This is a genomic window from Desulfovibrio sp. (assembly GCF_019422935.1).
Lineage (GTDB): Bacteria > Desulfobacterota > Desulfovibrionia > Desulfovibrionales > Desulfovibrionaceae > Desulfovibrio.
The window spans coordinates 22905-48091 of record NZ_JAHZCJ010000010.1; the positions used below are offsets into that span (position 1 = coordinate 22905).

General features: G+C 60.5%; 20 protein-coding genes. 14 read left to right on the forward strand and 6 right to left on the reverse strand.

Annotated elements, in window-relative coordinates; translation table 11 throughout:
• Positions 1 to 11 precede the first annotated feature (11 nt).
• The 4 genes from QZ383_RS12290 to carB form a co-directional block, all read right to left on the reverse strand.
• Complete coding sequence (locus tag QZ383_RS12290) at positions 12 to 251, reverse strand: glycine zipper domain-containing protein (RefSeq protein WP_291445820.1); 240 nt, start codon at positions 249 to 251, stop codon at positions 12 to 14.
• Between the two features lie 39 nt (positions 252 to 290).
• Positions 291 to 725 carry a hypothetical protein gene (locus QZ383_RS12295; protein ID WP_291445822.1) on the reverse strand — a complete coding sequence of 145 codons (435 nt, stop codon included), beginning with the start codon at positions 723 to 725 and terminating at the stop codon, positions 291 to 293.
• Between the two features lie 250 nt (positions 726 to 975).
• Positions 976 to 2106, reverse strand: a complete 1131-nt coding sequence (gene carA, locus QZ383_RS12300; protein ID WP_291445823.1) for a glutamine-hydrolyzing carbamoyl-phosphate synthase small subunit — start codon at positions 2104 to 2106, stop codon at positions 976 to 978.
• Positions 2107 to 2109: 3 nt separating this feature from the next.
• A complete protein-coding gene (gene carB / locus QZ383_RS12305; protein WP_291445824.1) occupies positions 2110 to 5352 on the reverse strand; it encodes a carbamoyl-phosphate synthase large subunit in 3243 nt (1080 codons plus the stop codon).
• A 277-nt stretch (positions 5353 to 5629) separates the two neighbouring features.
• Here carB and QZ383_RS12310 point away from each other — a divergent pair, with 277 nt between their 5' ends.
• The 14 genes from QZ383_RS12310 (at position 5630) to QZ383_RS12375 (ending at position 22244) form a co-directional block, all read left to right on the forward strand.
• A complete protein-coding gene (locus tag QZ383_RS12310; RefSeq protein WP_192111948.1) occupies positions 5630 to 6835 on the forward strand; it encodes an argininosuccinate synthase in 1206 nt (401 codons plus the stop codon).
• A 217-nt stretch (positions 6836 to 7052) separates the two neighbouring features.
• The gene (gene argH / locus QZ383_RS12315) at positions 7053 to 8453 is read left to right on the forward strand and encodes an argininosuccinate lyase (protein WP_291445826.1); all 1401 of its coding nucleotides are present in this window, start codon (positions 7053 to 7055) and stop codon (positions 8451 to 8453) included.
• Positions 8454 to 8470: 17 nt separating this feature from the next.
• Complete coding sequence (locus QZ383_RS12320) at positions 8471 to 9343, forward strand: hypothetical protein (protein ID WP_291445828.1); 873 nt, start codon at positions 8471 to 8473, stop codon at positions 9341 to 9343.
• 189 nt (positions 9344 to 9532) lie between these two features.
• Complete coding sequence (fusA, locus tag QZ383_RS12325) at positions 9533 to 11572, forward strand: elongation factor G (RefSeq protein ID WP_291445830.1); 2040 nt, start codon at positions 9533 to 9535, stop codon at positions 11570 to 11572.
• A 6-nt stretch (positions 11573 to 11578) separates the two neighbouring features.
• Positions 11579 to 12400 (forward strand): 16S rRNA (adenine(1518)-N(6)/adenine(1519)-N(6))-dimethyltransferase RsmA, encoded by an 822-nt coding sequence (gene rsmA, locus QZ383_RS12330; protein ID WP_291445832.1) that lies wholly within the window; start codon positions 11579 to 11581, stop codon positions 12398 to 12400.
• A 112-nt stretch (positions 12401 to 12512) separates the two neighbouring features.
• Positions 12513 to 12785 (forward strand): HU family DNA-binding protein, encoded by a 273-nt coding sequence (locus QZ383_RS12335; protein ID WP_022659306.1) that lies wholly within the window; start codon positions 12513 to 12515, stop codon positions 12783 to 12785.
• Between the two features lie 307 nt (positions 12786 to 13092).
• Positions 13093 to 13296: a 30S ribosomal protein S21 gene (rpsU, locus tag QZ383_RS12340; RefSeq protein ID WP_183718206.1), complete on the forward strand. Its 204-nt coding sequence runs from the start codon at positions 13093 to 13095 to the stop codon at positions 13294 to 13296.
• Between the two features lie 156 nt (positions 13297 to 13452).
• On the forward strand, positions 13453 to 13920 hold the full coding sequence (locus tag QZ383_RS12345; RefSeq protein WP_240824581.1) for a GatB/YqeY domain-containing protein: 468 nt from the start codon (positions 13453 to 13455) through the stop codon (positions 13918 to 13920).
• A gap of 282 nt (positions 13921 to 14202) precedes the next feature.
• Complete coding sequence (locus QZ383_RS12350) at positions 14203 to 16602, forward strand: Smr/MutS family protein (RefSeq protein WP_291445835.1); 2400 nt, start codon at positions 14203 to 14205, stop codon at positions 16600 to 16602.
• Positions 16603 to 16619: 17 nt separating this feature from the next.
• The gene (gene dnaG / locus QZ383_RS12355) at positions 16620 to 18353 is read left to right on the forward strand and encodes a DNA primase (protein WP_291445836.1); all 1734 of its coding nucleotides are present in this window, start codon (positions 16620 to 16622) and stop codon (positions 18351 to 18353) included.
• A complete protein-coding gene (rpoD, locus tag QZ383_RS12360) occupies positions 18340 to 20109 on the forward strand; it encodes an RNA polymerase sigma factor RpoD (RefSeq protein ID WP_022659301.1) in 1770 nt (589 codons plus the stop codon). The genes dnaG and rpoD overlap by 14 nt, the downstream gene beginning before the upstream one ends.
• Before the next feature lie 112 nt (positions 20110 to 20221).
• The gene (locus QZ383_RS12365; RefSeq protein ID WP_291445838.1) at positions 20222 to 20944 is read left to right on the forward strand and encodes a thermonuclease family protein; all 723 of its coding nucleotides are present in this window, start codon (positions 20222 to 20224) and stop codon (positions 20942 to 20944) included.
• A complete protein-coding gene (gene queC / locus QZ383_RS12370; RefSeq protein ID WP_291445840.1) occupies positions 20941 to 21699 on the forward strand; it encodes a 7-cyano-7-deazaguanine synthase QueC in 759 nt (252 codons plus the stop codon). The genes QZ383_RS12365 and queC overlap by 4 nt, the downstream gene beginning before the upstream one ends.
• Positions 21699 to 22244 carry a serine/threonine protein kinase gene (locus QZ383_RS12375; protein WP_291445842.1) on the forward strand — a complete coding sequence of 182 codons (546 nt, stop codon included), beginning with the start codon at positions 21699 to 21701 and terminating at the stop codon, positions 22242 to 22244. The genes queC and QZ383_RS12375 overlap by 1 nt, the downstream gene beginning before the upstream one ends.
• Positions 22245 to 22388: 144 nt before the next feature.
• On the opposite strand, the gene dxs is transcribed toward QZ383_RS12375, so the two are convergent.
• Positions 22389 to 24290 (reverse strand): 1-deoxy-D-xylulose-5-phosphate synthase, encoded by a 1902-nt coding sequence (gene dxs, locus QZ383_RS12380; RefSeq protein ID WP_291445844.1) that lies wholly within the window; start codon positions 24288 to 24290, stop codon positions 22389 to 22391.
• Positions 24291 to 25184 carry a polyprenyl synthetase family protein gene (locus QZ383_RS12385; RefSeq protein ID WP_291445846.1) on the reverse strand — a complete coding sequence of 298 codons (894 nt, stop codon included), beginning with the start codon at positions 25182 to 25184 and terminating at the stop codon, positions 24291 to 24293.
• Between the last annotated feature and the right edge of the window lie 3 nt (positions 25185 to 25187).

Genomic DNA, 25187 nt, shown 5'->3' on the forward strand with positions numbered 1-25187 from the left:
GCAAACAGACCTTACCAGGCTTTTTTGCTCTGCTCGTGCCCGACTATGCCGCCAGCCAGAGCGCCCACGCCCGCGCCAGCCAGAGCGCCCCAGGCAGCGGATCCACCGGCAATGGCGGCAATGCCAGCGCCGCCAAGCGCGCCAAGGGCCGCGCCGCTGGCAACACCCTGCTGGGTCTTGCTCATATTGGTGCAACCAATGCCGCTGACAAACAAGGCGGCCAGCAACGTGATTATCAACAAGTTTTTCATATTTTCTCTCCTGAAGAAACCGCGTAGCGGATTTTGCTGTTACTTGGCGTTCAGGCGGGGTTCAATGATTTCGCGCCAGATCACGCTCATGACCGGGCGGTCAAGCTGCTGCGGATTTGCCGTGTACCACGCGTCCACCATCTTGGCGACTTCCGCGCGGTTCACACCCTTGAAGGCCTTCATCCAGCCCTTTTCAAAGGGTGAAAGCGTGTACACCGGACGTTTGCCTTCCTTGGTCGCGTTTTCCGCGATTTTTCCGTTTACAAAATACTCAACGGTGATCGCTGTTTCCACACCGAAAAGAAAGGCGAGCTTTTCAGCTTCGGGAGTTTTTTGCCACGCGGCACCCGTAAACTGATCCACAGGGTTCGCCTTGGAATTTTCGGCCTCGGGCGTATTTTCGGCAGCGCGAACCGGAGCGAACGCCAGAACAAGTGCAAGGCTCAAGGCCAGACACAAAACCGACTTTTTCACGATATGCTCCTTGAGTTGAAGAACCCTCTGCAATACCGCTTGCGCGGCAGCCAGCCGCGTGGAGGGTATACACCAGCGGCAAGAATTATCGGGGCATGGCCCTTAGCTTGTCTTGCAGTTTACCCAAAACACCACCGAGATATCAAGTACGAAAAACCCGGCTGTCTTATGCAAACAGCCGGGTTTTCACTCGTGATGGCGCACGGTGCGCCTTTGTATTTTATATGCCTTGCTGGCAGGGCAATCTGCCCTACGCTCCTGCGGCCTCGCCTATAAGCTGACGGAAGCGGCCAAAAAGGTACTGCCCGTCGCGGGGGCCAGCCGCCGCCTCGGGGTGGTACTGCACACTCATGACTGGCAGGGTCTTGTGACGCAGGCCTTCAAGCGTGTTGTCGTTCAGGTTGATATGGGTGGCTTCCACATCGTTCACGCCGTCCAGCACCACATGGAAACCGTGGTTCTGCGACGAGATCTCGATGCGTCCTGTGGTCAGATCCTTGACCGGGTGGTTGCAGCCGTGGTGGCCGAACTTGAGCTTGTCGGTGGTACCGCCAAGGGCGTGACCAATAAGCTGATGCCCAAGGCAGATGCCCGTGACAGGGAACGAACCCACGAGTTCGCGCACCAGTGCAATTTCCGCAGTCAGGGTGGCCGGGTCGCCGGGGCCGTTGGAAAGGAACACGCCCTTTGCCCCGCTGGCCTTGGCCTGCGCAGCGCTGAAGTTCGGCGGCACCGCCAGAGGCTCAAAACCGGCCTCGCACAGGCGGCGCAGAATGTTCCACTTGATGCCATAATCATACACCAACAGGGGCAGGCCCGTGCCGCGCCATACGTAGGCGCCGTCCGCGCCAAGGGCGACCTTTTGCGGCTGGTTGTCAAACCATGCGTAGGGTTCCTGCGCTGCCACAAAGGGCACAAGGTTACGGCCCTTCATGGTGGGCTGGGCAAGCACTTTTTCCTTGAGGGCAGCGGGGTTCAGCTCCCTGGTGGAAATCATGCCGCGCATGGCCCCGTTGATGCGCAGGTGGCGCGTCAGGGCGCGGGTATCCAGCCCTTCCATGCCAGGCCTATCGAACTTCTGCAAAAAGGCGGGCAATGCCATGACAGACTGCCAGTTGGAGGGCTGCTTGCAGCATTCCTTTACCAGAAAGGCGCTGCAATGCACGCGGGCCGATTCCATATCAGCCTCGGAAATGCCGTAGTTGCCCACCAGCGGATAGGTCATGCAGACCATCTGCCCATAGTAGGAGGGGTCGGTGAGCACTTCCTGATAGCCAGTCATGCCCGTGGTGAAAATCACTTCACCGCCGGTTTCAAAGTCTCCGGTAAAGGATTTGCCTTCCAACGTGAATCCGTCTTCCAGCACCAGCAATGCTTTCATAACTTACCCCCGCGCTTCCCGCGCGTAGTATTCCTGCAAACTTTCCACATGGGTCTCTGCCCGCCGCGAACCGATGGCCGTGGCCGTGGCGCGCGCTGCGGCGATGGTGGTGCAGTAAGGAACCTTGTATGTCAGGGCCGCGTGGCGAATGGCCTTGGAATCCCTGGCCGTATGCTTGCCCGAAGCCGTGTTGATGACCAGAGCCACCTCATGATTGATGAGCAGGTCCACAATGTTTGGCCGCCCTTCGTAAACCTTGAGCACTTCTTCCACTTCAAGCCCGTGCTCACGCAGCACGGCAGCCGTACCGCGCGTAGCCAGCAGGTGGAAACCAAGCTTGGCAAACATATCCGCCACTTCGGGCAGATAGGGCTTGTCGCGGTCGTTGACCGACAGGAAGAGCTTGCCCCCCTGCGGCAGAACCTGCCCAGCGCCCAGCTGGCTCTTGAGGAAGGCCTCGCCGAAGTTGGAGCCCATGCCCATGACTTCGCCGGTGGAGTGCATTTCGGGTCCGAGAATCACGTCCACGCCGGGGAAGCGCTGGAAAGGCAGCACAGCTTCCTTGACGCAGGTGAATCCGCCCTTGCGCATGCTCCAGGGGTCCAGTTCCTCAAGCGTTTTGCCCAGCATGACCTGGGTTGCCAGGTACGGCAGGGGAACGCCCGTGGCCTTGGACACAAAGGGCGCGGTGCGCGAGGCGCGCGGGTTTACTTCCAGTATATAGATATCATCGCCCTTGATGGCAAACTGGATGTTCATCAGGCCCACGACCTTGAGTTCGCGGGCAAGGGCCTCGGCCTGCACCGCAATGCGGGCCACGTGGTCGTAAGAAAGCGAGTACGAGGGCAGCACGCAGGCCGAGTCGCCGGAGTGGATGCCGGCTTCCTCAATGTGTTCCATGATGCCCGCCACGTACACTTCCTTGCCGTCCGAAAGGGCGTCCACGTCCACTTCCACCGCATGTTCAAGGAACTTGTCGATGAGGATGGGGTGTTCCGGCTTTTGCGGCACCTGGACATGGAAGTAATCTTTCAGTTCGGCGGCATCGTACACCACGGCCATGGCGCGGCCGCCGAGCACGTAGCTGGGCCTCACAACCACGGGGTAGGTGATGCGTTCGGCCACTTCAAGCGCGTCTTCAAGGCTCATGGCCGTACCGTTCGGCGGCTGGAGCAGCGCAAGCTTTTCAATGAGCGCCTGGAAGCGTTCGCGGTCTTCGGCGCGGTCAATGGCGTCCGGGCTGGTGCCAAGAATGGGCACGCCAGCGCGCATGAGTGGCACGGCAAGGTTCAGCGGGGTCTGACCGCCGAACTGCACGATGACGCCCTCGGGCTTTTCCTTTTCCACAATGTTCATCACGTCCTCAAAGGTCAGCGGCTCAAAATAGAGCCTGTCCGAGGTGTCGTAGTCTGTGGAAACGGTTTCGGGGTTGGAGTTCGCCATGATGGCCATCACGCCCGCATCGCGCAGGGCGAAGGAGGCGTGGCAGCAGCAGTAGTCAAACTCGATGCCCTGACCGATACGGTTGGGGCCGCCGCCAAGAATGAGCACCTTGCGGCGGTCTTCCACCTTGATTTCTTCGCCACGTTCGTAGGTGGAGTAGAAATAGGGGGTGTAGGCCTCAAATTCCGCAGCGCAGGTATCCACCAGATAGTAGGTGGGTTCCACGTGCATTTCCTTGCGCATGCGGCGGATGTCGGCCTCGGGCATCTTCCACATTTCCGCCAGCTGGCGGTCGGAGAAGCCGTATTCCTTGGCTTCGCGCAGCATGTCGGCAAGAGCGGCGTTGGCCGTGGTCATGTCGTTGGCAAGGCCAAAATTGCTGATGCGCTTTTCCATCTCCACAATGTCGCGCACCTGGCGGATAAACCAGGGATCAATGGCGGAGACCGCAAAGATTTCTTCTTCGCTGATGCCTGCCACAATGGCCTGCCGCAGCGAAAAAATACGCTTGGAGTTGGGGCGGTGCAAGGATTCCAGAATGGTTTCGCGGTCGGGCAGCTCGGAGCGGAAGCTGTAGCCCAGGCCCGTTGCGCCGATTTCCATGGAGCGCAGGCCCTTCTGCAAGGCTTCCTTGAAGGTGCGGCCAATGCTCATGGCCTCGCCCACGCTCTTCATGGCGGTGGTGAGCTCGTCCTTGGCGCCGGGGAATTTTTCAAAGGTGAAGCGCGGGATTTTCACCACGCAGTAGTCGATGGCGGGCTCAAAGCTCGCTACGGTCTCTCGGGTGATATCGTTGCGCAGCTCGTCAAGGGTGTAGCCCACGGCCAGCTTGGCGGCGATTTTGGCGATGGGGAAGCCCGTGGCCTTGGAGGCCAGCGCGGACGAACGCGACACGCGGGGGTTCATTTCGATAACCACAATCTCGCCGTTGGCCGGATTGAGGCCGAACTGCACGTTACTGCCGCCCGTTTCCACGCCGATTTCGCGCATGATGGCAATGGAGGCATCGCGCAGGTTCTGGTATTCGGCGTCGGAGAGGGTCTGCACCGGGGCCACGGTAATGGAGTCGCCCGTGTGCACACCCATGGGATCAAAGTTTTCAATGGCGCAGATGATGACGCAGTTGTCCTTGGCGTCACGCATCACTTCCATTTCGATTTCTTTCCAGCCAAGCACGCTCTGCTCGATCATGACTTCAGAGGTGGGGCTGGCCGAAAGGCCGCTGGCGGCAATGGCTTCCAGGTCTTCCATGTTGTAGGCCACGCCGCCGCCGGTGCCGCCAAGCGTAAAGGCCGGGCGGATGATCAGCGGGAAGGGCAGCACGTTGCCGAGCTGGCGTGCTTCTTCAATGGTGCGGGCAATGCCGCTGGCGGGCATTTTAAGGCCGATCTTTTCCATGGCTTCGCGGAAAAGCTCGCGGCTTTCAGCCTTTTCAATCACGTCGGCGCGCGCGCCGATGAGCTCAACGCCGCATTCCGCCAAAACGCCGCTCTTGGCAAGCCCAAGAGCGGCGTTCAAAGCCGTCTGACCGCCAAGCGTAGGCAAGAGCGCATCGGGGCGTTCTTTTCGGATGATTGCGGCAAGGGTCTCCTGCTCGATGGGTTCCACATAGGTGGCGTCAGCCATATGCGGATCGGTCATGATGGTAGCCGGATTGGAATTGACCAGCACCACCTCGTACCCTTCTTCCTTGAGGGCCTTCACGGCCTGGGAACCGGAGTAGTCAAACTCGCAGCCCTGGCCGATGATGATGGGGCCCGCGCCGATGACAAGAATTTTGTGTAAATCCGAACGCTTGGGCATTGAACTTTCCTGCGGATTTTGAGATCAGAGGTAATGACGCGGCACAGGCGCGCCGATTTGCATAAAACGATTGTTTTTATTCCACAGCTGGTATAAAAGTCAAGTTTTTCCTTCGGCCAAATGAATACACACCCTTGCAGTGCTGCCGCCGCGCGCCCGCCAGGCCAGCATCAGAGGGTTTTACCCTGCCCGCGCGGCATGGCGGGGCACAAAGCCCTTGCCCTGCACTTTTTTTTGCGCAATAATTTTTCCCTTGAATCCACAAGGGGAGCACCACATGCAGAATGTAAAAAAAGTCGTCCTCGCCTATTCGGGCGGGCTTGATACTTCCGTTATCCTTAAATGGCTCATTGAGACCTACAAGTGTGAAGTCATTGCCGTTACCGCAGATCTGGGCCAGCCCGAAGACCTCACGGGCGTGGAAGAAAAAGCGCTCAAGACCGGCGCTTCCAAGGCCTATGTGCTTGATCTGCGCGAAGAAATGGCCAAGGACTTTGTATTCCCCATGATGCGCGGCGCTGCCCGCTACGAAAACCGCTATCTGCTGGGCACCTCCATCGCCCGTCCGCTCATCGCCAAGGCCCTTGTGGACATCGCCCGCAAGGAAGGCGCTGACGCCGTGGCCCACGGCGCTACCGGCAAGGGCAACGATCAGGTGCGTTTTGAATTTGCCGTCAGCGCCCTTGCGCCCGACCTCAAGGTCATCGCCCCCTGGCGCGAATGGGATCTCATGTCGCGCACGGCCCTCACGGCCTTTGCCGCAAAGCATGGCATCCATATCTCCAGCGAAGCCAAGCGCTACAGCATGGATGCCAACATGATGCACACGAGCTTTGAAGGCAGCGAGCTGGAAAATCCCGGCAGCGCTCCCGACGCCTCGTGCCATCAGCGCTGCGTGCCCGTGGAAGAAGCGCCCGACACCCCCGAGATCATCAGCGTGGATTTCGAGCAGGGCAACCCTGTGGCCGTCAACGGCCAGCGCCTCTCCCCCGCCGCCATCATCAAGACCCTCAGCGAAATGGCCGGGCGTAACGGCATTGGCCGCGACGACATGGTCGAAAACCGCTTTGTGGGCATGAAGTGCCGCGGCGTGTACGAAAACCCCGCCGGTACCCTGCTGTTTGCCCTGCACCGCGACCTTGAAGGCATCTGCATGGATCGCGAGCTGCTCGGCATCCGCGACATGCTGGCCGTGCGCTACTCCCAGTGCGTGTACAACGGCTTCTGGTATTCGCCCGAACGCGAAACCATGCAGGCTTTTATGGACAAGTCGCAGGAGTGCGTTACCGGCACGGTGCGCGCCAAGCTCTACAAGGGCGGCGTGTGGCCCCTGGCCCGCACCTCCCCCAATTCGCTCTTCTCCGAAGATCTGGCCACCTTTGAAGGCGGCAACTACGATCACAAGGATGCCGCTGGCTTTATCCGCCTCAACAGCCTGCGCCTGCGCCTGCACGCCGCTGTGCAGAGCAAGCTCGGCAAGTAGACTGAAACGCCCCGCATGCCGCCTTTTTTTAAAGCGACATGCGGGGTTGTGGAATATCGGGCGCTTTCCCCGGAGCCTGCGCCATCCTGGGTTCGGCCATTGGCGGCATTGCCGCATGTTTTGCAGAGATTTGACGGGACAGGTTCCGGGGGAGGCGGCGTTCGCCACGAGCAACGCGGCTTCCCCTAATTCATTTTTTACAGAAAACGGACAGACCATGAAGACCAACCAGAGCTGGGGCGGCCGCTTTGCCGAAGGCCCCAAGGAAGCCGTGGCCCAGTATACGGATTCGCAATCCTACGACAGGGCGCTCTACGCACAGGATATCCGCGCGTCACAGGCGCATGCCCGCATGCTGGGCCGTCAGGGCGTCATCAGCCAGAACGAGGCGCGGACTTTGGTCAACGGTCTGGACCGTGTGCGCGAAGAAATCGAAGCTGGCAATTTTGTGTGGAAGCCCGAGCTGGAAGACGTGCACATGAATATTGAAGCGCGCCTCACCGAACTTGTGGGCGATGTGGGCAAAAAACTGCACACGGGCCGCAGCCGCAACGATCAGGTGGGCCTGACCTTCCGCCTCTTTGTGGCCGACCGCCTCGAAACCTGGCGTCAGCGCGCGGCCCTGCTGTGCTCCGTGCTGGCAGACAAGGCCGCTGAACACAAGACGGATATCCTGCCAGGCTGCACCCATCTGCAACCGGCCCAGCCCGTAAGCCTTGCCCACCACCTGCTGGCCTATGCCTGGATGTTCCGCCGCGACGCCATGCGACTTGAAGACACCCTTGAGCGCGTGCGCATTTCGCCCTTGGGCGCAGCGGCCCTGGCCGGAACCACCTACCCGCTTGACCCGCAGAGCGTGGCGGACGAAGTGGGTTTTGCAGAAATTTACGGCAACTCCATGGACGCCGTTTCTGACCGCGATTTTGTGCTTGAAGCCCTTTTTGACGGCTCGACCATCATGATGCACCTCTCGCGCCTGTGCGAAGAAATCATCCTCTGGGCCAACCCCGCCTTTGGCTTTGTGCGCCTTTCTGACGGCTATTCCACTGGCTCGTCCATCATGCCGCAAAAGAAAAACCCAGACGTTGCCGAACTCATGCGCGGCAAGACCGGGCGCGTCTACGGCGCGCTGACGGGCCTGCTCACGGTCATGAAGGGTCTGCCCCTAGCCTACAACCGCGACATGCAGGAAGACAAGGAAGGTTTCCTTGATGCCGACCGCACCGTTGAAGCTTCGCTGCGCCTCATGGCGGGCATGCTGGAAGAACTGACCTTCCGCACTGACCGCATGCGCGAGGCCTGCAAGGCTGGCTTCCTCAACGCCACGGAACTGGCGGACTACCTTGTGGGCAAGGGTATTCCCTTCCGCGAGGCGCACCACATCACGGGTCAGGCCGTGGCCATAGCCGAAAAGGCTGGCAAAGGCCTTGAAGACCTCACTCTTGGCGAACTCCAGAGCCTTGAACCACGCATTGACGACTCGGTTTTTGCCATTCTGGAATATGCCGCAGCCGTGAGCCGCCGCGAAACCCCCGGCGGTACCGGGCCCCGCTCTGTGGAAACACAGCTTGAACAGATCCACCAGTGGCTTGGGCAGAATCTGGGCGAGGAAAACTGAGCACGGAGCCGAACGCCATGTCCATTTTTGATATCGAAAACCGGCAGGATATGGGGGCGGAAGCCCCCTCCGCCGTGAGCTGGCCCCAGTGGGCGGAAGACGCGCGGCTGGACGACGACCTCGCCGCAGAGGCCTACGAGGCAACTCCTGCTCCCCTGCGCGCCGCAGTCAAAACAGGGCTGGCTCTGGCGCACATGCACTTTGGCGAGTCCACCACCAGCCAGCGTAACGAGGTGCGCAACGCGCATCTGGGCTTCTGGCGGCGTTCCATCGCGCACCCCGCGCCCTGGGCGGTCATTGCCTTTACGCCCGCGTACGCCGCAGCGGCCCGCCTTGCGGCGGCCTGCATGCCCGCTCTGCTTGGCGGCGTGCCCCTTGTGGGGGCCGTGTGCGTAGGCGGTGCACCCAGCAGGAATGCTCTGGTCACGCTGGAGCTGGCTGGTGTGGAAGATATCTTTGTTATGGACAGCGCAAGCCTCTGCACCCTGCTGGAAGAAACCCAACCAGGGCCGGGACGGCTGGTGCTGCTGCACAGGGGCGAACTGGACGGCGTGGCCGGGGCCGCACGGGCGCTGGAGCTGCCCTGTTACGAGGAGCGGCGCTCGCCCATCCTGTGCCTGCCCAAGCCCGATGCCTTTGACCTTGAAGCGCTGGCTTTTGCGCAGGCCGAGGCTCTGGAAACAGCGCTCGACACCTCCTTGCGTCTCACCCCTGACGCCACCTACCTTGCACCCGTGGCTGCCCTTGGGCATTGCCGCGAGCGCCGCACCGGGCCATTCCCCTACAGCGGCGCGCCCGCGCTCACGCCGGGTTGCGAGGGCTTCTGGCTGCACCCCGGCCTCACGCCCGACTTCTTCCGCGTGCAGCGGCAGGCATTCGGGCTGCTGTAACCCGCGCAAATTCACGCCGGGCACTACGCAAGGCCATCGAGCGTTCTTAATTGAATCTTCGCCAAAGCTTCTTTGCAAGCTGACTGCCCAGCTTCCCTGCACTGCATGGGGAAGCTGCGGCGGCCAGCCTTGCCCTGCGCCTGAAAAAGCCGTAATCATTCAGAAACACCTCGCCTTGGGAGCAAAGCCATGCCCAGCATCAAGCATATCCGCAACATAGGCATTATTGCCCATATCGACGCGGGCAAAACCACGCTTTCCGAGCGCATGCTGTTCTACAGCCGCAAAATCCACCGCATGGGCGAGGTGCACAACGGCTCTGCCACCATGGACTACATGCCGGAGGAGCAGGAGCGCGGCATCACCATCATGTCGGCCTGCACCACCTGCCAGTGGGGCGAAAATACCATCAACCTCATCGACACGCCCGGCCATGTAGACTTTACCATTGAGGTGGAGCGCGCCCTGCGCGTGCTGGACGGGGCCGTGGGCGTGTTCTGCGCCGTGGGTGGGGTTGAGCCGCAGTCGGAAACCGTGTGGCGGCAGTCGGAAGATTTCAACGTTCCCAAGATCGCCTTCATCAACAAGATAGACCGCCTGGGCGCAGATTTTGAGGCAGTGCTCGAGGCCATGCGCCAGCGCCTGCAAACCAACGCCGTTGCCGTGACCATTCCCCTTGGGCAGGGAGAAGATTTCCGCGCCGTGCTTGACCTTGTGAACGAACAAAGCCTGACCTTTGACCCGGCGGATCAGGGCCAGACCGTACACCGCGCGCCCTTTACGGAAGAAGAAGCTGCCCTCGCCGCCCCCTGGCGCGAAATTCTGCTGGAAAAGCTTGGCGAGGCGGACGATGCCTTTGTGGAACCCTATCTGGAAGGCACCTTCACCCTGGCCGACATCAACGCCGCCCTGCGGCGCGCCACGCTGGCCCGCACACTCACGCCTGTTTTCTGCGGCTCAGCCCTGCGCAACATGGGTGTGCAGCCCGTGCTTGATGCCGTGTGCGCCCTGCTGCCCTCGCCCGCCGATGTCCCGGCCCCGGTGGGGCATGATGCCGATGGTCGGGAAATCATTGTGGAAGCAACGCCCGATGCCCCCGCTGCGGCGCTGGTTTTTAAAGTGCTCATGGAAAACGGCCGCAAGCTGGCCTTTGTACGCATGTACGCGGGCCGCATCCGCGAGGGCGAAAGCCTGCGCAATACCGCCAGCGGCAAGGATGACCGCCTGGGCCGCATCTACCGCCCCCATGCCGACAGGCGGGAACAGGTGGAAAGCGCCGAAGCGGGCGAAATCGTGGTCGTGGTGGGCCTGCGCGGGCATACGGGCGAAACCTATACTGCCCGCGAGCGGCAGCTTGCGCTGGAAAGCATAGATGCCTACGCTCCCGTCATCACCCTTGCGCTGGAACCCCGCAATGCGGACGAAGGCAAGATTCTGGACGAAGCCCTGGCACGCTATACGGAAGAAGACCCCACCCTGCTGGCGCGGCTGGATGATGACACAGGTTCCCGCATGGTTTCCGGCATGGGCGAGCTGCATCTGGACGTTCTGCTTGAGCGCATGCAGCGCGAATACGGCATAAGCCCCCGCGCGGGCAATCCGCAGGTTGTGCTGCGCGAAACCGTGCGCAAGGAGGCCGAGGCAGCCGCTGTCTTTGACCGTGAAATGGGCAAGGAGCGCCATCAGGGTTCTGCGGCCCTGCGTGTTGCGCCGCGCGCCCGAGGCACTGGCAATGTAGTTGAAGTGGGCGACTTTTTGCCGCAGGATGCCGCCGAAGCCCGCAAAATTCTGCCCAGGGTCTATCTGGACGCCGCCCTTGAAGGCGTGCGCGATGCCCTGCAATGCGGCGACCTGACAGGCTACCCCATTGAAGACGTAGCCGTGACCCTCACGGCGGTAGACAGGCAGGAAGGCCTGACAACGGTTCCCGGCTGCCGCATGGCCGCCGGACAAGCCCTGCGCGAGGCGCTGGCCGCGGCAACGCCTGTGGTTCTGGAGCCTGTGATGCGCGTGGAAATTACCGTGCCGGAAGACTTCCTTGGCGCGTCCATCACCTTGTTCACCACCTGCGGCGGCAAGGTTGAGGATATGGAAGACCACGGCGGGCGCAAAACATTGCGCGGCACCGCCCCCCTGCGCCGCCTGTTCGGCTTTTCCACCTCCCTGCGCTCGGCCACACAAGGCCGCGCCGGGCTGGTAATGACCTTTGACCGCTTTGATCTGCCCTGAGGAACCATGCAGCACCAAGAATCCACACACGGCCAGCCCCGCGCAAAAAAAAGCCTCGGCCAGCACTTTTTGAAGCGCGAGGACATCTGCCGCCGCATTGCCATGCTGCTGCTGCCCAAGCCCGAAGACATGGTGCTTGAGATCGGCCCCGGCCCTGGCGCGCTCACCCGCGCCATCGAGGAGCAGCCCCACGCCCGCCTTTTGCTGCTTGAAAAAGACCGCCACTGGGCGGCTGAGCGCCAGCGCCTTGCCGAGGCCCGCACCCAGGCGGTGCTGACCGATGCCCTGCGTTTTGACTGGCGGCGCATCACGCCTGAAAAACCGTGGAAGATCATAGGCAACCTGCCCTACAATGTGGCCTCGCCCCTCATATGGGACATTGTTTCCCGCGCAACGGGCTGGCAACGCGCTGCCTTTATGGTGCAAAAAGAGGTGGGCCAGCGGCTGGCTGCCCAGCCCAACACCAGTCACTATGGCGCGCTTTCTGTCTGGGTGCAGAGCTACGCCCGCCCGCGCATGGAATTTATTGTGGGGCCGGGGGCCTTCAGCCCGCCGCCCAAGGTGGATTCTGCCGTGCTTTCTTTTGATCCGCTCCCGCCGGAGCGCAGGCCAGCTCACCCCGAAGTGCTGGCGCGACTCTTGCGCGTGTGCTTTCAGCAGCGCCGCAAACAGCTTGGCGGCGTTTTCAGGCGCAGCGGCCAGCCCGGGCTTGAGGCCGCGCTGGAAAAGACAGGCATCGACCCAAGCCTGCGGCCTGAAGCCCTCGCCAACAAAGATTTTCAGGCTCTTGCCGCTTTTTGGGCCGAGCAGCTTGACAATAATGCATAAAAAGTTTTGAGTTTACGCACTGTCTTTTAAAACGTAACGCTTGGCGGCGTTTGCCGCCTGAGCTTTGCTGGCAGAACAACTCAAGCCGGGGAATTTTCAGGAGGATGTGCTGATGACTAAAGCTGATCTGGTTGAAAAAATCGCCGCCAAGGCAAACCTGACCAAGGCTGCCGCCGAGCGTGCCCTCAATGCTTTTCTTGCTTCTGTGGAAGACGCTCTTGTAAAAGAGTCCAAACTGACCCTTACGGGTTTTGGCACCTTTGCGGTAGAAACCCGCAAAGCTCGTCAGGGGCGCAACCCGCGCACCGGCGATACGCTGACCATTCCCGCCTGCAAAATTCTCAAATTCCGTCCCGGCAAAATGCTCAAGGACTCCCTGAATTAAGCTTGAGCCGTTATGCTCTGGCATAGCGGCTTTTTAATTTGCGCCAGCAGCCGCAGGGCTGTTGTCGATTGCTTTTGCCCAGTGGCAAGGCAAAGAACCAGCTCGCAGGGGGGTGTATCCCCTGCAAGCTGGCTCTATGACTTGCTGCGGGAAACCAGCAATTTGAAAAGCTGCCACCTTTTGCGGAAAATATTGATTTTCCCGCACTTGAGGCTTGCCTTTTTCTAAAGTGCGGGCTAAAAGAGCAGTTCATATTTTGCGGGCCATGGTCTAGAGCCGTGCCCCACCGCCGAAGGGGGTGATTTTCTTGCCCGGAGTTTTTCTTAACGACGACGACTATAACTTCGACATCGCACTGCGCCGCTTTAAGAAGCAGGTAGAAAAGGCGGGCGTTCTTTCTGAAATGAAGAAGCGCCAGCACTACGAAAAGCCCAGCGTTATGCGTAAAAAGAAGAAGGCCGCCGCCCGGAAGCGGCTGATGAAAAAGATCAGGAAGATGAACATGGCCTAGGCAGCAATGCCTTACGCCGCTTTGCAGGGCATTGCCCGGCAAACGGCAGGCCCAGCGATGCAAAGCCATCGCTCCGTTCATTCGGCCAGTTATGCGGGAGGCCCCTCGGGCTTCCCGCGTTTTCTGCTTTTCTCCACCCTCCACCCCACCACCGCCATGACTGTCACCACCACGCTTTTTGAGCAGATCGACGTTGACTATATCAAAGCCTACAAAGCCAAGGACAGTGTGCGCCTTACCGTGCTGCGCCTTCTCAAGACGGCGGTGAAGAATCGCCTGGTGGAACTCAAGCGCCCCGGCGGCAGCCTTGCCGACGAAGAAATGCTTGATATCATCATCAAGGAAGGCAAGCAGCGGCAGGATTCCATCGACCAGTTCACGGCAGCAGGCCGCACAGATCTGGCCGACAAGGAAGCGGCGGAGCTTGTCATCCTTAAAGAATACCTGCCCAAGCCCCTTTCGCCAGAAGAACTTGCAGCCCTTATTGACGCCACTGTGGCCGAAGTGGGCGCAACATCCCCCAAGGATATGGGCAAGGTCATTTCTGCCATCATGGCGGGCCACAAAGGCCGTGTAGACGGCAAAGCTCTTTCGGAAGCCGTCAAAAAACGCCTCCAGCCGTAGCTTCAGGCGCATTTCCACCTGGGGAAAACCCCCGTTTCAGTGTCCCGTTTTGAGTTGGCATGCAATCTTGCGGGAGTCGCCTTGTTTTGGAGCAAACAGCCTTGAGCAGCTCACCTTCGCCCCTTGGGCGACTGCCCGAAAGAGCCGCAGCTACAGCTGCGTTTGCCGGGTAACTTTGCTGCTGCGCAAGGGCATACTGCCCGACGGCTCACGATTTTTTTCCGCACCACGGGTAAGCGCTGTTTTTTGCGCGCAAACCCATTGCTTTAAGGCAGTTCACGCATGATTCACGCCCGCACGCTCAACGCCCTCGAATTTCACCGCATTGCTGATCACCTTTCGGAATTGTGCCTTTCCGGCGTAGGCCGGGAACGCGCCAGGGCCATTGCCCCCCTTGAAGATGCAGAGGCTGTAACGCTTGCCGCGCGCATCTATGAGGAAGCCGCCGACTGGGCCAGCCGCCCTGCCGCAGGCGGCGCGGTTTTCTGCGTCTGCTCCTTCCCCGATGTCAGCGGCATGCTGCGCGCTGCGGCCACCAGCCGCGCCCAAACTTTTCAGCCCGATGTGGATGCCTTCTGGGCGCTGCGCGAGGTGCTGCGCCTTGCCAGAGACGCCCACGCCTCCATTGCCCAGCCCGAAGCCGCCACCCGCTGGCCGCACCTGATGGCCATGGCCGACGGCTCCCCCCTGCCGGTTCAGCTCACCGCAGCCCTTTTGCGCTGTATTTCTGACGACGGCCTGCTGCGTGATGAAAGCTCGCCCGAGCTGTACCGCCTGCGCGGCGAACTGCGCCGCCTGCACCAGAGCTGCATGCGCAAGGTCAAGGATTTTGCCCAGCAGTACAACATGCTGGCCTATCTGCAAGACGAGTTCATGACCCTCTCGTCCGACCGTTACGTGCTGCCCCTCAAGGCCAACTTCAAGGGCCGCATGCAGGGCATCATTCACGACTGGTCGCAAACGGGCGAGACCTGCTATTTTGAGCCCATGTTTCTGGTGGAAATCAACAACCGCCTGCAAGAATTGAAGCGCGAAGAGCGCGAAGAAGAACGCAAGGTTCTGGTCTATCTGCGCAGCCTGCTTGAGGCGGAGCTGCCCGGCGCGCGCGCAGCCCTTGAACTGCTGGCCCAGCTTGATGTTTTGCAGGCCAAGCGCAGGCTTGCCGCCCTTTTTGATGGCCGCTCGCTGCCCCTCACCCCTGTGGCGGAGGGTATTCAGCTTCTTGACGCCCGCCACCCCCTGCTCATGCTCAACCGCGTGGCCGAATCCGGCAAGGACGGTTCCAAGGGCGCTGCCGCTGCCCACAGCAAGGTGCGGCCTCTGGATATCGTGCTGCGCCCCGGCGAGCGCGCTCTGGTCATCACCGGAGGCAATGCGGGCGGCAAAACCGTATGCCTCAAGACACTTGGCCTCATTGCTGCCATGACTTTGAGTGGCCTGCCCGTGCCTGTGGGCGCGGGTTCGCACCTGCCCTGGTTCAGCAGGCTGGATGCCTTTATCGGCGACGAGCAGAGCCTTGCGGACAACGTTTCCACTTTCACCGCCCAGATTGAGCACCTCGCCAAGGCCTGGAAGCACCTTGACGCCAGCAGCCTTGTGCTGCTTGACGAATTTGGCGCAGGTACAGACCCGGCCCAGGGCGCTGCCCTTGCGCAGGCAGTACTTGACGAATTGCTGGACAAACATACCTTTGTTCTGTCGGCAACGCATTTCCCCGCGCTCAAAAGCTATGCCCTCACGCGCGAAGGCGCACGGGCGGCCTCCATGCTCTTTGATCCCCAAAGCAAAAAGCCTTTGTTCCGGCTTGCTTACGATCAGGTCGGGGCCAGTCAGGCACTGGATGTGGCGCGCGAGCACGGCCTTGCCGAAAGCATTGTTCGCCGGGCGGAGCATTACCTTTTGCAGGACGGGCAGGACGCCACGGCCCTGCTTGGCAGGCTCAATGATCTGGCTGCGAAGCGGGAGGAAGAGCTGGCGGAACTCAAACGCGAGCAGGATAAAACCCGCCGTCAGACGCAGGATCTGCGCGAAAAGCTTGAGAAGGAGCGCCTCCGCCTGCACGACGAGGTTCGAGCCCAGGCTGGCGACCTCATGCGCGCATGGAAGGAAGGCCGCGCCACCCACAAGCAGGCGCTCAAGGAAATGTCGCGTCTGCGGGCTTCGCTTGCCCCAGCGCAGGATGAAACTGCGGAAGGCGCGTCCGTGCTGCCTCAGCCCCAGACCTTTGCGGCCGGGCAGGAAGTGTTGCACACCGTGTTCAACAAGCGCGGTGTCATCACAGATGTGGACGAACGGCGCGGGCGGGTGCGGCTGGAAATGAACGGCGTGAACCTCTGGGCAGAAATGAAGGCCCTGCGCGTGCCAGGCCAGACAGCGCCAAGCCCCTCCAAAAGCGCCCTCAGGGGCGTTGTGGGCCGCACATCCGCCAGTGACGAGGCAGCATCCCTGCGCCTTGATATGCGCGGCATGCGCGCGGACGTTGCGCTGGCAGAGCTGGAACGCTTTATGGACAAGGCCTTGCTGGCAGGATTTTCAGAAGTGGAAGTGGTACACGGCAGGGGTACGGGCGCGCTGCGCCGCCAGGTGCATGATTTTTTGCGGAGTTTCCCCGCTGTGGGGCAGTTTGCCCTTGCGCCGGAAGACCGGGGCGGCGATGGCATGACCATAGTAACCTTTCGCTAATTACGGGCGTGTGACCCATGCAGTCCAGGGACGCAATCCGCGCCATTAAAGAGCGCCTGAATATCGTTGACGTGGTGCGCCGCTATGTTGAGCTGAAGCGCAACGGGCCGCGCTGGGTGGCGCCCTGCCCGTTCCATCAGGAAACCAAGCCGTCCTTTTCCGTCAACGAAGATCAGGGGCTTTTTTACTGTTTCGGCTGCCACGCCTCGGGCGATATTTTTGATTTTTACAGCCGCATCAACGGGTTGGAGTTTAAGGAAACGCTTGAACAACTGGCGGCGGAAGCTGGCATTACCATTGACCGAGGCCCTCGTGATCCTCAGCGGGACGGGCAGGAACGCAAGCAGCGCTCGGCGCGGCAGCAGATGCTGCGCATGTATGAGCTTGCGGCAGGCCATTTTGCCTCGGCCCTGCAAAGCCCCGAGGCGGAAGAATGCAGACGGTATATAGAAAAACGCGATTTGAGCGATGAGATAGTACAGCGCTTTGGCCTTGGCTGGGCCAGACGCGAATGGCAGTCGCTGGCTGATGCCCTGCGCCGTGCGGGTTTTGACATGCGCATGGCTGCGGAAGCCGGCCTTGTAGGACAGGCGAGCAGCGGGCGGCCTTACGACAGGTTTCGCGGGCGGCTCATTTTTCCCATCAAGAGTCTTTCCAACCAGATAATTGCCTTTGGCGGGCGCATTATCGCCGATGAGGAAGAAGCCAAATACATCAACAGCGCCGACACGCCCCTCTACAAGAAGGGCGAGCACCTTTACGGGCTGGCGCAGGCGCGGCGCGGCATTGTGACCAAAGGCCGAGCAATGTTGACAGAAGGCTACATGGACGTGCTCACCCTGCACCAGTTCGGCTACGACAATGCCGTTGGCGTGCTTGGCACGGCCCTGACGCCTGAACAGATAAAACGCCTTTCGGGCTTTGCATCGCAAATGACCCTGCTGTTTGACGGTGACCGCGCCGGACGCAAGGCAGCTTTGCGCTCGTGCGAAATGCTGCTCACGCGCGGCCTTTCGTGCAGCGTGGTGATCATGCCCGAAGGTGAAGACATAGACAGTTTGCTGCGCGGCGCTGGCCCCGAGGCCTTTGAGGCCTTGCAGGCACAGGCCCCGGACGGTCTGCGCTTTTGCGTGGACGTGCTCAAGGCACTGGCACCGCGCGAAACAGTGGAATGGGCGCGCAATTTTTTGCGCCAGCTGGATATTCCAGAGCTGATCAGCCCCTACATTTCGCGGCTGGCGGCTCATTTGCAGCTTTCGGAAGCCGACCTGCGCGAGGGCGTTGCCGGGGCGCGGGGGCAACGCAAAGACGGCCAGCCACAAGGAGTCTCCGCCTCGCGGACGCGCCAGAACATACGCGACCGCGAAATAATGATGTTTGCCGTGCGGTATCCCCACCGCCTGCGGGACATGCAGGAAATGGGGGCAGACCTTGCCTTGAGGTCTGAAATCGCCCGGAGGCTGTGGGACAAGATTGAAACCCACGGCCCGGAAGAAGTGTTTCATCAGCTTGACGAACGGGAAAAAAACTTCTGGTGCAAATGTCGCGGCCCGGAAGCCGCACCATGCGACAGCGGCGAAAAAGAACTCGAATTATTGCGACAGTCGCTAGATCAATACTACGCCTCAGCTCAGGCCTCCTCCCTGTCCGCTGCTATGCGGGCCAATACAGGCATAGGTGACTTTGAAGCTGATTTGGATTATCTTCGCGCACTTAAGGAAACCTTGGAGAAAGGGCATGAGCAATCTTAAAGATATCCAGCAGATACAATCCCTTATTGCCAAAGGCAAGGGCGCGGGCTTTCTGACCTTTGAAGAGGTCAACAAGGCTCTGCCAGTTGAAATGAGCACGCCGGAGCAATTTGAGGAAATCATCGGCATCTTTGAACAGCTCGAAATCGTCATTGTGGATTCGGAAAAGGACGGAAAAAAGATTTCCGCCGCCGCCACCGAGACTGACGAAGACATTACCGAAGGTTCGCTGGATCTGACTGAAGACGAGGACACAGCGGACTATTCCTCGCGCAGCACCGATCCCGTGCGCATGTACCTGCGCGAAATGGGTGCCGTACCCCTGCTCGACCGCGATGGCGAAGTTGTCATCGCCAAGAAAATCGAGATGGGCGAGCAGGACGTGCTCTACGCTCTGGTTGAAGTGCCTGTGGCCGTTGAAGAACTCATCAATGTGGGCGAAGACCTGCGCCAGAACCGCGTCAAACTGAAGGACGTGGTCAAAACCATTGAAGAAGACGACCCCAGCGAAGACGAAATGAACCAGCGCACCCGCGTTATTCTGCTGCTGGACGAAATCAAGCAGACCTTCAAGAAAAAACGCAAGATTTACAAAAAGCTGGACGCCTGCGCCTGCATGGACCGCCGCGTTACCGCAGTGCAGAAGGAAATCATCAGCTTCAAGGATGAAATCGTCACCCGCCTGCGCGACATCAAGCTGGAAAAGACGCTCATCGACCGCATCATTGAAACGGTCGAGGACTACGTGCGCCAGATGCACAACTGCCAGCGCGACCTGTCGGCCTACATTCTTTCCACCGGGCGCACCCAGGCGGAAATTCAGGCCATGTTTGACGGCCTTGAAAAGCGCGAGGTCAACCCCAACGATGCGGCCCGCGACCTCAAGCTGAGCGTGGACGAGCTGTTTTCGTTCAAGGAAATGATCATCGGCAAGATCGAAATTCTCAGCCGCCTTCAGGAAAAGTGCTGCCATAACGTCACTGATCTTGAAGAAGTGCTCTGGCGCATCAAGCGCGGCAACACCGCCGCCATGCGAGCCAAGCAGGAGCTGATCCGCTCCAACCTGCGCCTGGTTGTGTCCATTGCCAAAAAATACACCAACCGCGGCCTCCAGTTCCTTGACCTCATTCAGGAAGGCAACATCGGCCTGATGAAGGCCGTGGACAAGTTTGAATACCAGCGCGGTTACAAGTTTTCGACCTACGCCACGTGGTGGATCCGTCAGGCCATTACCCGCGCCATCGCGGATCAGGCCCGCACCATCCGTATTCCCGTGCACATGATCGAGACCATCAACAAGCTTATCCGCACCTCGCGTTACCTTGTGCAGGAACTGGGGCGCGACCCCACGCCCGAGGAAATCGCCGAGCGTATGGAATACCCGGTGGAAAAGGTCAAAAAAGTGCTCAAGATCGCCAAGGAGCCCATCTCGCTTGAGACGCCCATTGGCGATGAAGAAGATTCGAGCCTCGGCGACTTTATTGAAGACAAAAAGGCCGTTGCACCGGCTGAAGAAGTCATCAATACCAAGCTGTCAGAGCAGCTAGCCGCCGTGCTGGCCGACCTTACCCCGCGTGAAGAACAGGTGCTGCGCAAGCGCTTTGGTATTGCAGAAAAGAGCGACCACACCCTTGAAGAAGTGGGCAAGCTCTTCAACGTCACACGCGAACGCATCCGGCAGATCGAGGCCAAGGCCCTGCGCAAGCTCCGCCACCCCGTTCGCAGCCAGCCCCTGCGCTCCTACTACGAAAACTGATTCATTGTGCAAGCCCGGCGGGTTGACCTGCCGGGCTTGCACGTTCATTGTTTTAGCGCATATTCAGCCACACAGACAGCAACGGACGAGCACCGCACCCATGCTGAGCCACATGCAACAGCGTTTCCGCTGGCCCCAATTTTCGGGCGGCAAAAATCATACTACAGCGCATGCCTTTGCGCTGATTCTTCTGTGCCTGCTGGCACTGACCAGTGTTGCTGGCGCTGCGCCTGCGGCAGAGTCCCTGCCCAATCCGCAGGGTAAGGTCGCCAAGTGTTTTGACGGCGACACGTTAAAACTCACAGATCGCCGCACAGTGCGCCTTGCGGGCATTGACGCCCCTGAAATGGATCGGGGCAAGCATAAGCCGCAGTACTACGCCCGCGAAGCCTTTGACCAGCTCACCAAGCTGGCTCAGGGCAAGGATGTGCGCCTTGTGGCCGTGGATGCCAAGGGCAAGGATCATTACGGGCGCGTGGTGGCCGATGTCATCCTGCCTGACGGGCACTCCCTGTCCGACACCATGATTCGCAACGGTGCGGCCTTTGTGTATCCGCACAACGACCTTAATCCCCATTTTCAGGAAAGGCTGCGCAAGCTCCAGCACGAGGCCATTGCCGCTCGGCGTGGCATGTGGGCGCATGTGCTCACCCTGCCCGCCGCCAAAAAGACCTATCTGGGCAACCGCGAATCCATGCGCTTTTTCCCCACTGACTGCGCTGAAGTACAGCACATAAAGCCCCGCAACCGCGTGTTTTTTGGCACGCTCATGGATGCGTTCATGGCTGGCTACGCCCCGGCGCGTCCCTGCAACTTCTGGCCGCAAGTAAAATGAACACCACTTCTCCCCTGCTTGAACAACAGGCTCTGGTCATATTTTCCGGCGGGCAGGATTCCGCCACGTGCCTTGCTTGGGCGCTCAGCCGCTTCAAACGGGTGCTGACGCTGGGCTTTGACTACGGACAGCGTCACTCTGTGGAGCTTGCCTGCCGCAAGCGCGTGCGCGAGGGCATTGCCGCTCTCAACCCGCAGTGGGCGCAACGGCTTGGGCCGGACACCCTGCTTAATCTCGATATTTTCCGCCAGCTGGCAGACACTGCCCTGACCTCTGACGCGCCCATTGAAGAGCACGGCGCCAACGGCCTGCCCAACACCTTTGTGCCTGGCCGCAACCTCATATTTATTCTGCACGCCGCTGCCTGGGCTTACGCCAAGGAAATCCGCCACATGGTGCTGGGCGTTTGCCAGAGCGATTACTCCGGCTATCCCGACTGCCGGGACGACAGCATCAAGGCCATGCAGGTTGCCATAAACAGCGGCATGGACGCCAGTTTTACGCTGCACACTCCACTCATGTGGCGCAGCAAAAAAGACGCCTGGATGCTGGCCCGCAGCCTTGGCGGCGATGCGCTGGTCAACCTGATTGTGGAAGAAAGCCACACCTGCTACATGGGGCAGCGCGGCCAGCGCTACCCATGGGGTTATGGCTGCGGCGACTGCCCGGCCTGCCGCCTGCGCGCTGCGGGTTATACCGCCTATGCCGAGGCGCAGGCAGCCTGCGCGCAAAACCCGCTGGAGGATGAGGCCTGATGTCCAAAAAACTGCTTAGCGCGGCTCAGGGTGTGGAAGCGGCCTGTATTCTGTTTCAGCTCAACAGCAAGACTGCCGACATCATCAATATGGCCAGCGGCGCGCAGATGCCGGATGAATATCTGTCAGGCCCCGGTGCGGATATGTTCTGCGCGGAGTGGCGGGCCTTTGTGCATGCTGTGGTTACGGCCGCCATCATGCACCACGCGCCCAATACCGTGTTTTTGGCCTATCTGCGCCAGACAGGCAATCTGCTGGCCGCCGCAAGCAATGACTTTGACAGCGCGGACGAAAAAGCGGTCAACGCAGCCCTCAACTCCTTTGTGGACGGCCCCTTTGCCGAATACATGCCCCTGCTCGCGCAGGAACAGCAGGTTCGCTGCCCGGAACTGTTCTGCCAGCGCCTTGCGGTGCAGGCCGCCAACCTGCGCGGTCAGGCCTCCCCGCCGGACGACCACGCCAAGGCCCGCCTCGCTGCTGTTATGGCCCTGATTATCAGCGCCGTGTGGGACAAACTGGAACAGTACGATATTCAGCCAGACTAGACTGCGTGTGGCAGAATATTTTCATTCTGATCCAGAAATACTAGGGCGCAGTGCCGCAAAATAATTTTCTGCCCAGAATACAAGACTGCCGGGATTTTGATGCATCAAAATCCCGGCAGTTTCATTTTCAACACGGCGCAAAGGCTATTTTTTTCCCAAAAGTTCCAGCATTGCCTGGGCGATATTATTGGTGCGCAGGCCCACAAGCTCGCGCAGGCGCAACTGGCTGCCGTGCTCCACAAAGTGGTCGGGCAGGCCAAGGCGTTTGATGCGCTGCCCGCGCATAAGGCCACGGTCATTCCAGAATTCCAGCACTGCGGACGAAAAACCGCCAGCCAGCACGCCTTCTTCCACCATAAGAATACGGTCAAAGTTCTGGGCGATTTCGGCCAGTTGTTCTTCCGGCAAGGGTTTGATCCAGACCGGGTCAAACACAAGGGGCTTCACGCCTGTCTGCCGTTCCACCATGGCCGCAGCCTCCAGCGCAGGATGCGCGCGGTTGCCCACAGCTATCACAGCAAGGCCTTCGCCCTGTTGCAGCACTTCGCCCCTGCCGGGGGTCAGCAGGCGGGGCGCTCCGTCGGGGGCAACGCCAAAGGCGCTGCCGCGCGGGTACCGCAGGGCGCAGGGGCCGGGATGGCACAGGGCTGTATGCAGGCAGTGCCGCAACAGATTTTCATCGCGTGGGGCCAGCATGGAGATATTGGGAATATGCCGCAGGTAGGCGATATCAAAAGCGCCGTGGTGGGTCGCGCCATCCTCGCCCACAAGGCCCGCGCGGTCTACGCAGAAGGTAACGGGCAGGTTTTGCAGGCAGACATCGTGCACCACCTGATCGTACGAACGCTGCAAAAAGGTGGAATACACGGCCAGCGCGGGCCGATAGCCCTGACTGGCAAGGCCTGCCGCAAAGGTCACGGCGTGCTGCTCGCAAATGCCCACATCCACAAAGCGGTCGGGGAAGCGCGCGCGGAACTTGTCCGTGCCGGTGCCTTCGGGCATGGCCGCCGTGATGGCAATGATCTTGTCGTTATGCTCGGCAAGCTCGGTCAGCGTATTGCTGAACACCGTGGTGAACGAAGGCAGTTTGGCTGTGGAGGCCACGGGCTGCCCGGTTTCGGGCGTGAACAGGCCGATTCCGTGGTACAGTGTGGGATTTTTTTCCGCCGGACCGTAGCCCTTGCCCTTCTGGGTGCGCACATGCAGCAGCACCGGACCGTCCTCAATGGCGGCGGCCATTTCCAGATGGCGGCGCAGGCTTGTGATGTCGTGCCCGTCCACCGGGCCGATGTAGTTGAAGCGAAAAGCCTCAAACAGCATGCCCGGCGTAAAGAAGGACTTGAAGCTCCACTCGCCGCGCATGGCGTACACGGCCAGCTTCTGGCCGATGCGCGGGATGGAACGCAGAAAATTGAGCACTTCCTTACGGGTTTGACGCACCCAGCGCTGCGACAGCGTGCGGCTCAAAAACAGCGAAAGCGCGCCCACATTGGGCGAAATGGACATTTCATTGTCGTTGAGCACCACAATGAGCCGCCGCCCCATGTGCCCGGCGAGATTCAGGCCCTCAAAGGCCTCACCCGCCGTCAGCGAGCCATCGCCAATCACGGCCAGCACGTGGTGTTTGAGACAGGAAAGATCCCGGGCCAAGGCCATGCCCAGGGCCGCAGAAATGGAGGTGGAGGAATGCCCCACGCCAAAATGGTCGTACGGGCTTTCTGCCATGCGCGGAAAGCCGGAAATGCCGCCAAAAGACCGCAGGGTGTGAAAATCCTTGGCGCGCCCGGTCAGCAGCTTGTAGGCGTAGGCCTGATGCCCCACGTCCCAGATGAGCTTGTCGTGCTCCACATTAAAGGTCGCCAGCAGGGCCAGCGTCAGCTCGACCACGCCCAGCGAGGGCGCAAGGTGCCCGCCGTTGCGGGAGACGGTTTCAATGATGCGGCTGCGCACCTCGCCAGCCAGTTGGGCAAGCTGCGCGTCAGAAAATTTGTTCAGTTGCGCCGGGCTGCTCACAGCATCCAGCAATGGGCTCTCTGTGGTGTCCATCTAGGCCGCCCTCGTTACCGTGTAGTCGGCCAATGCGCGCAGAAAATCCGCTTCCTGCCCGTCAAACGGGGCCAGCGCGTCCTGCGCGGCCTGAGCCTGCGCGCGCGCCAGTTCACGGCTTTTTTCAAGCCCCAGCAGGGCGGGATAGGTGCTCTTGCCCTGTTCCTCATCGCTGCCCGCAGGTTTGCCCAGGGTTTCAGTGTCGGAAACCACATCAAGGATGTCGTCCGCAATCTGAAAAGCCACGCCAAGCGCAGCGCCGTAGGCGGCAATGGCCTCGCGCGCGGTCGTTTCCGCCCCGGCAAGAATGGCCCCGCATACGCACGATGCCCGCAGCAGCGCCCCTGTTTTCATGGCGTGCACGGCGCGCATCTGCTCAAGTGTGATGGAAGACGCCCCCGTGTAGATCATGTCCCATTCCTGCCCGCCCACCATGCCGGAAGACCCCGCCGCAAATGAAAGCTCGGACACGGCGTCCAGCACACGGTCCGGGGCTTCTGCGGTGCGGCACATGACCATGAAGGCGTCCGTCAGCAGGCCATCGCCCGCCAGTATGGCCGTGGCTTCGTCAAATGCCTTGTGGTTCGAGGGCTTGCCCCGGCGCAGATCATCGTTATCCATGGCGGGGAGGTCGTCATGGATGAGAGAATAGGTGTGGATCATCTCGATAGCGGCAGCAAAGGGCATGCTGCGCTGTGGCGAAAGGCCGCACAGGGCGGCAGTGCTTAGGCACAAAACAGGGCGCAAACGCTTGCCCCCGGCTTGCAGGCTGTACAGCATGGAATCCTTGAGTCTCTGCGGCACATCGCGGCCATCAAGACAGGTGGCCAGATAGGCTTCCACATCCTTGCCCCGCGCGTGCAGCAGGGCCTTCATGTCAGCAACGCTCATCATCGC